This window comes from Microcoleus sp. B4-C1 (assembly GCF_036705285.1).
Classification (GTDB): domain Bacteria; phylum Cyanobacteriota; class Cyanobacteriia; order Cyanobacteriales; family Microcoleaceae; genus Microcoleus.
On the sequence record NZ_JAUBUC010000043.1, the window covers coordinates 18,314 to 30,161 of the forward strand.

Sequence of the window (11,848 nt, forward strand, 5' to 3'; positions counted from 1 at the left end):
GATCGTGCAATTTCCAGACTAAAGTCCAGAGAGATTTTTTTAATAATGCTAACCCTCAGAACACTGTTCGACAGCAAATTTTATCTCGAAAACAACCCAGATGTCGCCGTAGCAGTTGCCAGAGGCACGGTATCGAGTCCCTTCGATCACTACCGAAAAATTGGCAAATTTGAAAATCGCGACCCGAATGCCCTGTTCGACGCCAGCTATTATTTAGACACCAATACAGATGTAGCGGTATCAGCCAAACTCAATGGCTTTTCAGGGGCCGATCACTTTATCAGATTCGGTCAATTTGAACTACGCAACCCCAACCCATTCTTCGATGTTAATTTTTATCTAACAAGCAACCCAGACGTGCTGACTGCAGTCCAAACCAATCAATTTACCCCATTTGAACACTACTTCAAAGCCGGTCAATTAGAAAACCGCAAAGCCAGCATTTTCTTCGATCCCAGCTTTTATCTAGAAAAATATCCGCTGGTAGCAGCAGCAGTCAATAGCGGCGCAGTTAAAAGTGCGATCGACCATTACATTCAATTCGGTCAACAAGAAGGATTGTTGAGCACTCTCCCCGATCCCGCCGACAATTTGAACGCAGCACAAAACCTGGGTATTCTCACAGAAATTCAAACGGCGAGCGATTTTGTGGGAGATGCTGAACCAGCCGACATTTACAGTTTCATCCTCAATACTCCCAGCCTTTTCAGTGTAACTGTTGACGGTTTGAGTGCAGATGTTGATGTAGAATTAATTCAGGATCTCAACGGCAACGGCGCTGTTGGATTAGACGATATTATTGCTTCGTCTAACAATTTAGGCACGTCTTCAGAAACAATTGTCAGTAATGGGGCTTTGCCTGCGGGGACTTATTTCGTCCGCGTTTCTCAATTTCAAGGCGATACAAATTATGACTTGAGATTGCTAGCCGCTCCCTCAGTAATACCGCCCCAAATTTAAGAAATCAATCGATTTTAAATTTTAAATTTTCGATGGAATAATTGCAGAATTTACCCACGGAATTCAGAAACACCGTGGGTTATGCACCTTCCTCCAGCAAAGATAATAAAGCTGCTTTTTGATGGGCTACATAAGCCACGGGATTCTTAGTTTTTATCGCCTTACCTTCTGCCACTGCTCTTTTTAACCATAGCCGCATTTGCCCTATTTGAACATCCAGAATTTCCGCAAGAGATTTATCATCTAACGGTTGCTCTAAATTACTGAGAATTAAGGGTAAAACTGCTTCGTAAATATCTTTTGGAGGAAATTGGACTGTTGGTGTTTTCTCGTGTACGCGCGGCGAAGCTATCCCGTAGGGAATCGCATCTTGCGAAGTTCCATTAGATGCAACATCTATTTCTTCCGAGGCTGGTGCTTCCACTTCTGTTTTTGCGGATACAATCTCCGATACTGAGTTTAACAGTGATCTATTTACTGCAATATCCGATGTTAATGAGTGTGTCACTTCCACATCTGTAACTGCGGCTTTAATTTCTAACAACGAACCTTGTTGTTGTGGGTTTTCCTTGGTTTCTATGGCAGTTTCGATCGCTCCCAATTCTGATGCTTTAGCTTCCAAAATTTCCCTTAACTTTCCCCTTATTGAACTCCCAGGTATAAATAATGGAAATGGCAAAGGTTGTGCTCCCCGTTTCAGCAGTTGGCGATTGCCTTCTGGTACGGCATCATCCAGCACAAAAACCGGGACATCTTTGATCTTTTCTAGCGCTTCCACCGCACCCGCCCAAGTACCGCCAGTACCGACGGAACAACTGATGACAAGGGCGCGATCGGCTAAGGCATAAATATATTTGTTTCGCCCCATCGCATTCCCAACATTAAAACGAGCATTGGGATCGCAAGCAGATACTAAAGTTAGTCTGCCTTCTTTAATGCCAGCGCGATATTTTCCAGCAACAGCAGAAGCGGCCAAACTGTCAGCCAGTACGCCAACAGCCGTTCCTCCCGCCTCCAGCGCGCTTAACATTGCCGCCGTATCAACCCCGCGCGCGCCGCCTGAAATTACCTGTATTTCTTCTTCGGCGCAAATCTGTGCAACTCTCTGAGTGCGATCGAGTCCTTCTTCATCAACATCGCGAGAACCGACAATAGCTAATCCTCCCTGGCCTAGCAATTTTATGTTGCCAATTCCATAGAGAATTGCTGGTGCTAAATGTTTCAAGATTTGCTTGAGGCGCTTGGGGTATTGAGAGTCGCTTCTTCCCAATATCCACAGCCCTTGATTCGTCCATTTTTCAACAGCTAAACTCAGCATTACCCCTCGTTCTAATAATGCCGAAACTCTGTTAAAGTCAAGCTTACTTGCCGGAATTGATTGTAACAAATTTAAACAATGTGAACTTAGCAAATCCGCTGGGCGCTTCTGATTTTCTAGCAGCCAACCAGCCAAATAATTATATTCGCTAAGCGTTAGAGGCTGCTGTTCTGTTTGCCGATTTTGCCCGAAGCTGGCGCACAAGAGTAAAATTGCTTGAGTATCTGGTGGTAGTACATGATTCATATATCTAATCGGCGAGAGAGTTGAGGGATAATGCTAGCGGAAAAACTGGCCCGCTACCACGTTGACGTAAAAGTGCCGCAATGACTGTAAAAGTCCATCGGGAATCTACCATATCGTCAACTAAGAAAACTGTTCCTTTTATTCCTTCCCAAGTGTCAATCGCAAATGCACCATCCAAATTATGAGCTTGCTGATAACTATTATTCATCTCTTTTTGAGGTCGTGTTGGGTTAATTTTCCGAATGACTGGCTGAAAGGGCAAATTTAATCTATTGGCCAGCTTTTGAGCAAAATTTGGTACTAACTCGGGACGATTTAAAGAAGGTACGCAAGTCACCCAAGTGGGAAATGGTTGAGGTTGCCAGCGCTGAATCATTTCAAAAGCGCCCTCAACCAGTGCATCATTAAAATTATTATCCCGATACTTACCTAGTTTAACTAATTCTCCCCAACCTGCGTCACCCCATAAAGACAGAGCTCTTCCGGCTTCGGCTATTAAATTAGGTTTAATATTTCCCGATAAACGGTAAATTGGAAATGCTTGAGAAGGCCATTGTTTTCGGGGTTCGATAATTCGATCGCACCGCCGCAGGTACTGAGTTGCTTGATTTACCATTTCCAGAGAAGGTGTTTCTGGCAGTAAAGGTTTACCCAAACACACAGCACATTTGCCACAGTTAGTTGGATTGGGGTCATCTAATTCTCCTGCAAGAAAAGCCATGAGGCATTGTGTGCTTTCGCCCATGTATTCTCGCATTTTATCTTGTTCTTGGCGGCGAATTTCTGTCAAAAGTTCAATTTTATCGGTGTCTGGCTGATAGTTGACGGGGGTAGCGCACCACTTGGAACTTTGTTTGATCACCGGGGCGGGTGATTCTAGGGATAGTAGTTTTAAAACTTTTTCAATCAGCCCTCTAGAAAGATTTAGTTCTTGCTCTAATTGGAGAACAGATAAGCCATTATTGGCTTGGTTTAGTGCGTGTAAAATTAATTTCGTATGAGCTTGAGGAGGAAAAGCTGTCCTAATAAAATAGTTGGTAATGTCATCATCTTCATCGCCACTTAAAAGGATACCATATGCTTGTTCTACGGCTCTACCCGCTCGCCCTACTTGTTGATAATAATGAACGGCGGAACCGGGACGCTGGTAATGAATGACAAATCCTAAATCTGGTTTGTCAAAACCCATTCCTAAAGCTACAGTTGCAACTAACGCTTTAATTTCGTTGTTGAGGAGTTGGTCTTCTAAGGCTTCTTTCTCTACATTCTCTAGCTGGGCGTGGTAGGCTTTAGCATTAATTCCTTGAATGGTTAACCAGTCCGTAACCCGTTCGGAATCTCTGACAGTTAGGGTGTAAATAATGCCGCTTCCCGGTAAGTTGGGCAACTGTTCTGCTAACCATGCCATTCTTGCTGCTGAACTGCCCAGAGCGATATTTTGGAGTTGCAAGCTTTCTCTAATTAAGTTTCCTCTGATGACGCGGAGATTTGAACTTAATTGCTCGACGATATCGTTAACAACTCGGTTGTTAGCTGTAGCGGTTGTTGCTAAAACAGGTATGTTTTGAGGAAGAGCTTGTAAAATTCGGACAATTCGGCGATAATCTGGTCTAAAATCATGTCCCCAGTCGGAAATGCAGTGGGCTTCATCGACGACAAATAACCCAATTCTCGGAGATATTGGTAGCAGAATGGTGTTTGTAAAGTCTTGATTGGCGAGTCTTTCGGGGGAAATTAGGAGAACATCTATTTCTCCTGCTAGCAACTGAGTTTTTACGAGTTGCCATTCCTCTGTATTGGAGGAGTTAATTGTTGCTGCTTTAATACCAATTCGCTCGGCTGCCGCAATTTGGTTTCGCATAAGAGCGAGTAGAGGTGAAATCAGGAGTGTGGGGCCGGCTCCTCTATCTCGCAGCAGCCGAGTTGCTAAAAAATAGACTAAGCTTTTACCCCAACCAGTGCGCTGTACCACCAGCAGTTTCGATCGCTCTTCGATTAAAGAGGCGATCGCTTCCCACTGTCCGTCTCGAAAGTCAGCTTGTGTGTTGTTGAGGGCTATCTGGAGAAGCGATCGCGCCCGATTTTTCAATTCTACTGTCATATTGCTAACCTGTTGGTAAAAGTTCCTGATTTTGTAATTTAGTGCTAAAAATAACAGGACTAATTACTAACATGATATCACCAACTACCCAAGTCTTAATTCGTACTTTTTTGCCCGCTGGGAGAAGGCAAAGATTGAACAGGTGCCGGAGGCCAATTAGAGCGACTTCTCGTTAGAGTAGTAGACACCAAAGCATAGCCCAAAACAGCAGGAAGCACGATCGCACTCAGAAACACGATCGCCACAGCCCAATTCATCGCAGTCGAGATTGGGCCGTAATGAGTGCGGTAAGGGTCAAACGTTGGTAAATTAGGCATCGGGGCGTCCCGCAGCGCGATCGAACGTTTGAACCGCACCCGCCTGTCGTCTAGCTTTTCGAGCAAAATCCAGCCAACTTCCGCCTCTTCACCGCATAGCTTGTGAAAAATCGCAGGATTGCGGAACAAATCGTTGCTAGCCCGCACAATCTTGTACTCCCAAACCGTCAAATCAACAGAATTGGGATCGGATTTGGGATTGCCCTTGGATCGCGCATTTTCAGGCGCATTAAAATTACCATCTTGAGATTCGTACCGAGTCAAAACTTCCTCCTCCTCATCGCATTTTTGCCCCGCATCCCATTGCTCGTGGCTCACCAAAATACCCACAACCGCAGCCTCCAAGCCGAGACTGCCAACCATCAAACTCCAAATCAGAATTTCAACCATAAAAGGAGTTAAAAGTTAAAAATCAAAAACTCAAAAGACTCGCTTTTAACTTTCAATCTTTAATTTTTAAATAGCCTTCAACCACACAATCTGTACCCACTGTGCGCCAAGAAACCCGCTCTAAAGTTAAAGCCTCAGTCATTGCCGAAAAGCCCAAATCTCCCACCGGAGTTGGAGCTCCTTGGCCACCGACAATTTTAGGAGCAATAAAAGCCATAATTTTTTGAACTGCACCCTCAGCAATTGCCCTCGCGGCCAAAGTGCCACCGCACTCCCAGAGTACAGAAAGAAAAGATCGATCGTACAAATAAGCCATAACATTAGTCGGTGTCAGAGGCGAGAGCTCCACAACCTCCACCCCTTTGGCGATCAAAAATTCCTGAAATTCCGGGTTAACCCCAGGCTCAGTCAGCACCAAAGTAGCCGCCACAGAGGTTTCCCACAACCAAGCCGACTTCGGCAAATCCAGAGTGCGGCTCATCACCACCCGCAGGGGATTATTCCTATCAGGCTGGTGACTCGTCAGTAGGGGATTGTCCAGACGCACCGTATTTCCCCCAACAATCACAGCATCGCAGCCGACGCGCACCCGGTGAACCTCGCTGCGAGCCTCCTCGCCTGTCACCCAAGCGCTGTGGCCGCTACTGGTAGCAATTTTACCGTCCAAAGTCATCGCATATTTCAAAATTCCCAAAGGCCGGCGGTGCAAAATCCGGTGCACAAAAGCCTCGTTGAGTTTTTGGCAAGCTTCCCCTTCCACTCCCGCCACCACTTCAATGCCAGCCTCTCGCAACCGGGCTAGCCCAGTGCCAGCTACCAAAGGATTCGGATCGACCATGCCAGCCACTACTTTTGCCACCTTGGCCTTAACTAAAGCTTCGGAACAGGGAGGAGTCCGGCCGTAGTGGTTGCAGGGTTCCAGGTTCACGTAGACAGTCGCTCCTTCGGCAAGTTCCCCCGCTTCCTGGAGCGCAAAAACTTCGGCGTGAGGTTGACCGGCACCGGGATGAAACCCTTCGCCGACAATCTTGCCGTCTCGGACAATTACAGAACCGACAAGGGGGTTGGGTGCGGTTTTGCCCAGAGCACGGCGAGCCAATTCTATGCAGCGGCGCATCATGGCTCGATCGAACTCTTGAACTTCGCTGTTTTCCAGTTGTTTTGTACCTTGCTGCTGTCCGTTAGCTAAGCTGGCGATCGCTTTAGCGTGCGCCGGAAAAGTTTCCATGAGATTTTGCTATGATATCTATCCCTGAGTGTACTGAGTTTGATGCTAATTTTGGCAGCGAACCCACAATCAATTGCGGCGGGGGCAAAATGTACGTTACCACTGAGATATTGCACCATTCTCAATTAGCCTTTATGAACAGGCTTTCCGGCCTGTTCCACAAGAAAATTTATCTTTTGTGGAACAGGCCGGAAAGCCTGTTGCTGACAAGGGTGCAAGATGTGAGTTACCAGGAGTGAAGGGCTATTTAGGCCGATCGACCCGCGCGCCCGATCGCATAGCTTTAAGATTAAGAAACAATAGCAGGTGCTTGAGAAAACAATGAGTCAGGACATGGAGCGGGAATTTGCCAGCCGCGACGAATTAATTGCCTACGTGCGCCAACAGTTCCCCGAAGCCGCCGCCGGGGACAGCAGTGTACCCCCGATCCTAGGCGGGCGGAAAGCAGCCGAGACAGCCCTGCAACAAATTGACCCCGGCAAATACGCCTCAACCCGCAATTTCCTCAACGGTGCGGTAACGCGCTTGTCGCCCTATTTGCGCTACGGCATTTTGAGTCTTGCCGAAGTCCGGGATGCCGTGCTGGAGAAGGTGCGGCATCCAGAAGAAGCTGTGAAACTTGTCAACGAGTTGGGTTGGCGGGATTATTGGCAGCGACTCTACGCCGAATTGGGCAACGGGATTTGGGAAGACCGGGAACCCTACAAAACTGGTTACACTGCCTCATCTTACAGCGAAACTCTGCCGGAGGATGTCGTCGAGGGATCGACTGGTTTGGTTTGCATCGACAGTTTCAGCCGCGAGTTGCGAGAAACTGGTTATTTGCACAATCACCAGCGGATGTGGACTGCCGCTTATCTCGTACACTGGCGCCGCGTGCGCTGGCAAGCCGGAGCTCGCTGGTTTTTGCAACATTTGCTAGATGGAGATCCGGCGAGCAATAATCTTTCTTGGCAGTGGGTAGCCAGCACTTTTAGTCACAAACCTTATTTTTTTAATCGGGAAAATTTGGAGCGTTACACTAAGGCGGTTTATTGTCGCGATTGTCCTCTGTATGGGCAATGCGATTTTGAGGGAACTTACGAATATTTGGAAGGGAAGTTATTTCCTTTGGGAGAAAAGGTCGATCGTAGCGGCGGTTCTAAAAGTTGGGATCGGCCTAAAAAAGCTCGCAGAAATTAAAATGTCATTAGTAGACCTCTTGCAAAAATCCTTTTCCTCAATTGATGGGACGGGCTCTGGGGCCCATCCCACAAGAGTTATTTTTTCTTGTGGGATGGGCCCCAGAGCCCGTCCTAATTATTTTTGCAAGAGGTCTAGTCATTAGTCAGTAGTCAGTAGTTATCAACAGTTAACAGTCAACAGTCAAAAGTTAACAATTACTAATTTATGAACAATCCGATTATTTGGCTGCACGGTGACTGTTTGAGTCCTGAAGGCCCCGCTTTTCAAGCGCACCCAGAGGCACCGGCAATCTGGGTTTGGGATGATGCGCTGATTGATGAATGGCAGTTGAGTCTCAAACGAATGGTGTTTATTTACGAATGTTTGCTGGAGTTGCCGGTAGTTATTCGGCGGGGCGATGTGGCTGCGGAAGTTATCGCTTTTGCGATCGAATCCGGTGCGAATCAAGTGGTAACTACCGAAAGTCCCAGTCCTCGCTTTCAGGATATTTGCCGGAAAATTAAGCGATCGCACCCAGTAGAAGTTTTGCCACCGGAACCCTTTGTCCGCTACGATGGTTACATTGATTTGAAGCGTTTTTCTCGCTATTGGCGCGTCGCTGAAAAATATGTTTTCTAATTGTAATTGGAAATTGGAAATTGGAAATTGGAAATTGAAAAGAGGTGTTCTTTTCTCTTCTTCCCTCTTCCTTCTTCCCTCTTCCTTCTTCCTGAAATCCGTTACATCCGTTACATCCGTTACATCCGTTACAGAACTTCCTTCTTCCTTCAACTCCCCTTCAAACGCTCCAACAGCCATTGAAATCTCGATGCCGCCAAATCGGGATTTTCGACATTTCCCCGGAGGGCGTCCTCGCCGTCGGGATCTTCATATATTAAACCATCACTATCATCGCCGAAGCGTTTGACTGTACCCCGCAGTCTCGACGACAGAAATTTGGTAATCGCCCGATAAAACCGCAGGGAAAAAAGCACGTCTTGCTCGAGTTTTTCAGTTAACAGTCGCCGGGGAATTGACAGGATGAGGCACTCTTCAATTGCCGTGACGCTAGCAGAAGGAAGCCTCCCGTCTACAAAAGACATTTCGCCTAACACTTCCCCGGAAATAATTTTTCCAATTTCTTTGTCGCCCAAAGATGATACAGCAACGCTCAAAGTTCCCTCCAGAACTATGTACAGGGCGTCTAAGGGCTTACCTTCGGTGATCAGGGTTGTGCCGGGGAGGACTTGGGTGCGGGTGCCGTTGGCGAGCATCCAATCGATGTCGCGATCGCTCAATTCGCCTAATATCACTAGAACTTTGCTCATAAAGTCAGGTTGAGATGAGATAATTTGTATTTTTTTACTTGTTTAGTTGCGTGCTGTTGTGAGATGGTCAGACCCTGAGCGAAAGCGATGGCTAAACTTTACAAATAGAACACTAAATTTTACACAATTTTCATAATATTCAGTAATTTTGACACGATCGAGCCACAAATCTTTCTCGAATCGGTGGTATTATTCTACATTACTTGTCAGGAACCCTGCAGCAGCCGATCGCGTTGTATTAACTGCACTTGCTTGGGACGGCGGGGTTGCCCAAACTGTTTTAAAAGCTTGTTGTCTCTTGGTTTAGAGCTGGTGCGCCCTCAAAAACCGGATTTTTCCCGCGTGGCTGCGAGTGCAGCGCCCCCAAGTAAAGTATTGTAGGATGCAAGCGAGGCGAACGATCGACCCCTCAATTAAACAGGATTAAGGATGAAATCATCCCTAGGATTGATTTTTTGCCGATCGATCTGTAAATTAAAATTAGCCTCTAAACCCACCGTCCGTTCTTGAATCTAATCAGCTTGAGAGTTGACTATTCAACGGTAAAATGGCAATCTAGGAACAACACAACTCATATTTGTGTCTTTTTTTCCCAAAGCTCTCGACGTTCTCCCTCAAACACTTACACTTTTAACACACCCTTCATTGAGGAGTTGCTATGAATAGTCTATTTTCCAAGTCTACTTTTGCGTTAATAAATCTTGCAGCTTTAGCTGTTTGTTGTAGTACCATGTCAGCGAAAGCTGAAACTGGCAACTTGCCCGATGTCGCTACAACTGCAACAATCGCAGCTCAAAATATTGACCAAACTTCTGAGCCAGCGGCAACTTCAGCAGTTAAACCCGACGCAGAAACAACGGCTAGTAATAAAAAAATTGATTCAATCAGTTGGAGCGAACTAACAGAAGCGGCAGAGCCAGCAGCCTCTGAACCGGCCGCCAACTTGCAAGTATCTATTGCTGCACCCGAAAAATCGGAAGCAGCAACATCTGAAATTGCTGAGACAGAAACAGCGCAAAATACATCCATTGCTGCTGAGACCCAAAAGTCGGAAGAAACCGCTAAAATTGCTGATAATGGTGTCAAAGTGCAGTCAACAGTCGAGACTGTCAAAAAGAGCGATCGACCTACCTCAATTGTTGCCCAGAGCAATAATCTTGAAGTAACAGCAACAAAGGAAGAAAAAGAAGTCCAAACAGCACAAGAATTGTTGAGCAATCCTGTCAGCACTTCCGCCTCAGCTCTGACAAACCAACCGAAAGTTGCCCAAAAACCTGCAACTGTCTCCGAAGCAACTGAAAAAGTAGCTCAAGGAACTCAAATCCGACCAGGCCGAGCAACCCGTTCTGGGCCCAGCTACATCGGCATTGGCGGCAATCTAGGTTTTGGCGGAGATTCAGCTTTAGGCGACGGTTCATTTGCCATTATTAGCAAAATCGGTTTGACGAACAATTTGTCGGTGAGACCGACTGTTTTGTTCCAGGACGACTTAGCTTTTCTAATTCCCGTTACCTTCGATTTTGTATCTCAAAATACCGTCGAAGTCACCGAGGATTTTGTGATTACTGCTGCTCCTTATGCAGGTGCTGGCGTGATAATTTCTACCGGGGATGACGGTACTTTGGGCTTCCTGATTTCGGGGGGTGTAGATGTGCCGCTGACGAGAAATTTTACAGCCACAGCCGGACTGAATATTGGTTTTGTAGACGGAGCTGAAGTGGGATTGTTGGTCGGTGTCGGCTATACGTTCCCGAATATTGCCCGGTAGTGTTGCTGTTTGAGCAAACGCAGGAAAAATAAATATGTGCGGGGTTGGCTGTAGGAATACAGTCAACCCTTTTTGATGATGGAAAATCTGCCTATGCGATCGATGTAGGGTGCGCCATAAGCACAGACCGGTAATGTAGGTTGCCTCATCAGCACAGAGCGCCGATATTGATTTTTGTGAAAGATATAATGATGGTGCGATCGATCTGAGATGTTGCGTCATTTTCAATAAGGTTTTTATGGACGGGCAGGATGCCCATCCCACAATCAAATTCACTCATGAGTGGAACAGGCATCTTGCCTGTTCTTGAAAATGGTGCAACATATAAGATCGATCGCACTTTCTCACCAATCACCCGAAAAAACCGTGACTAAAACAGAAATCTTAGCAGCACTCAAAAATCTGACAGCAGAAGAACGCCTAGAAATCATTGAAACAGCTTCGCGGATGATGCGCGAAGAAATAGAAGAAAAAGCCCAGCGCAAAGTTGAGAGAAAGCGGAGACTCAGAGCCGCAGCAGAAGCAGCGGTTCCTTTGTATGAACCAGGAGGGCCACTGCACGATTTGTGGTCGCCCGACAGCGAACCCTATTTCGATTCAGAGGAAGAATACCTGAGCGCAGGGGTAGAAACTAATGCGTAAAAGCGAAATTTGGCTTGTCAGACTAGATCCAACGGTGGGAGATGAAATTGGGAAAACTAGACCTGTTGTGGTTGTCAGCGATGATGAAGTGGGAAATTTGCGGCTCAAAGTAATTGTTCCAATTACAGCATGGAACGATCTTTTTTCCCGCTTGATTGGATGGTGCAGCTCGAACCGACATCAGAAAATGGCTTGGCGAAACTCTCCGCCACCGATACTTTTCAAGTCCGTTCCGTTTCCCAACAAAGATTTGTCCGACAACTCGGAACCCTGTCCGAGACAATTATGGAAGAAATTACAGAAGCACTGACAATTGTTCTGGATCTAGATTGAATAACTAGGCAACAGCGTACAAATAGTGTTATTTATAGATAGATTGTATGGCG

Annotated in this window: 13 protein-coding genes and 1 pseudogene; 8 read left to right on the forward strand and 6 right to left on the reverse strand. The window is 46.4% G+C overall.

Translation table 11 applies throughout. From position 1 onward, the window contains the following. Positions 1-45 precede the first annotated feature (45 nt). Complete coding sequence (locus QUB26_RS17910) at positions 46-960, forward strand: PPC domain-containing protein (RefSeq protein ID WP_333236597.1); 915 nt, start codon at positions 46-48, stop codon at positions 958-960. 79 nt (positions 961-1,039) lie between these two features. Here QUB26_RS17910 and QUB26_RS17915 read toward each other — a convergent pair whose 3' ends face one another. The 4 genes from QUB26_RS17915 to ribD all read right to left on the reverse strand — a co-directional run bounded on the left by QUB26_RS17915 (position 1,040) and on the right by ribD (position 6,560). After that, on the reverse strand, positions 1,040-2,524 hold the full coding sequence (locus QUB26_RS17915; RefSeq protein WP_333236595.1) for a DNA-processing protein DprA: 1,485 nt from the start codon (positions 2,522-2,524) through the stop codon (positions 1,040-1,042). A 4-nt stretch (positions 2,525-2,528) separates the two neighbouring features. Next, positions 2,529-4,625 carry a RecQ family ATP-dependent DNA helicase gene (locus tag QUB26_RS17920; protein ID WP_333236593.1) on the reverse strand — a complete coding sequence of 699 codons (2,097 nt, stop codon included), beginning with the start codon at positions 4,623-4,625 and terminating at the stop codon, positions 2,529-2,531. A gap of 95 nt (positions 4,626-4,720) precedes the next feature. Further along, positions 4,721-5,332: a hypothetical protein gene (locus tag QUB26_RS17925; RefSeq protein ID WP_333236591.1), complete on the reverse strand. Its 612-nt coding sequence runs from the start codon at positions 5,330-5,332 to the stop codon at positions 4,721-4,723. Between the two features lie 52 nt (positions 5,333-5,384). Continuing rightward, entirely contained in the window at positions 5,385-6,560 is a 1,176-nt protein-coding gene (gene ribD / locus QUB26_RS17930; protein ID WP_333236589.1) for a bifunctional diaminohydroxyphosphoribosylaminopyrimidine deaminase/5-amino-6-(5-phosphoribosylamino)uracil reductase RibD, read from the reverse strand. 11 nt (positions 6,561-6,571) lie between these two features. On the opposite strand from ribD, the gene QUB26_RS17935 reads away from it, so the two are divergent. The 3 genes from QUB26_RS17935 to QUB26_RS17945 all read left to right on the forward strand — a co-directional run bounded on the left by QUB26_RS17935 (position 6,572) and on the right by QUB26_RS17945 (position 8,363). After that, positions 6,572-6,799, forward strand: coding sequence for a hypothetical protein (locus QUB26_RS17935; protein WP_333236587.1), 228 nt, complete (start codon positions 6,572-6,574; stop codon positions 6,797-6,799). An 82-nt stretch (positions 6,800-6,881) separates the two neighbouring features. After that, positions 6,882-7,742 carry an FAD-binding domain-containing protein gene (locus QUB26_RS17940; RefSeq protein WP_333236584.1) on the forward strand — a complete coding sequence of 287 codons (861 nt, stop codon included), beginning with the start codon at positions 6,882-6,884 and terminating at the stop codon, positions 7,740-7,742. Positions 7,743-7,949: 207 nt separating this feature from the next. Further along, on the forward strand, positions 7,950-8,363 hold the full coding sequence (locus QUB26_RS17945) for a hypothetical protein (RefSeq protein ID WP_333236582.1): 414 nt from the start codon (positions 7,950-7,952) through the stop codon (positions 8,361-8,363). A 149-nt stretch (positions 8,364-8,512) separates the two neighbouring features. Here the strand turns inward: QUB26_RS17945 and QUB26_RS17950 are convergent, their stop codons facing one another. Next, positions 8,513-9,052, reverse strand: a complete 540-nt coding sequence (locus QUB26_RS17950) for a cyclic nucleotide-binding domain-containing protein (RefSeq protein ID WP_333236580.1) — start codon at positions 9,050-9,052, stop codon at positions 8,513-8,515. 658 nt (positions 9,053-9,710) lie between these two features. On the opposite strand from QUB26_RS17950, the gene QUB26_RS17955 reads away from it, so the two are divergent. Beyond that, positions 9,711-10,820, forward strand: coding sequence for a hypothetical protein (locus QUB26_RS17955; RefSeq protein WP_333236578.1), 1,110 nt, complete (start codon positions 9,711-9,713; stop codon positions 10,818-10,820). A gap of 148 nt (positions 10,821-10,968) precedes the next feature. On the opposite strand, the gene QUB26_RS17960 is transcribed toward QUB26_RS17955, so the two are convergent. Next, entirely contained in the window at positions 10,969-11,115 is a 147-nt protein-coding gene (locus QUB26_RS17960; protein WP_333236576.1) for a hypothetical protein, read from the reverse strand. Between the two features lie 71 nt (positions 11,116-11,186). Between QUB26_RS17960 and QUB26_RS17965 the strand changes: the two genes are divergently transcribed. The 3 genes and pseudogenes from QUB26_RS17965 (at position 11,187) to QUB26_RS17975 (ending at position 11,795) form a co-directional block, all read left to right on the forward strand. Then, the gene (locus QUB26_RS17965; protein ID WP_333236574.1) at positions 11,187-11,462 is read left to right on the forward strand and encodes a hypothetical protein; all 276 of its coding nucleotides are present in this window, start codon (positions 11,187-11,189) and stop codon (positions 11,460-11,462) included. After that, a pseudogene (locus QUB26_RS17970) lies at positions 11,455-11,538 on the forward strand (type II toxin-antitoxin system PemK/MazF family toxin); the annotation flags it as partial. The gene QUB26_RS17965 and the pseudogene QUB26_RS17970, both read left to right, overlap by 8 nt. Before the next feature lie 53 nt (positions 11,539-11,591). Continuing rightward, a complete protein-coding gene (locus QUB26_RS17975; protein WP_333236572.1) occupies positions 11,592-11,795 on the forward strand; it encodes a type II toxin-antitoxin system PemK/MazF family toxin in 204 nt (67 codons plus the stop codon). Positions 11,796-11,848: the final 53 nt, after the last annotated feature.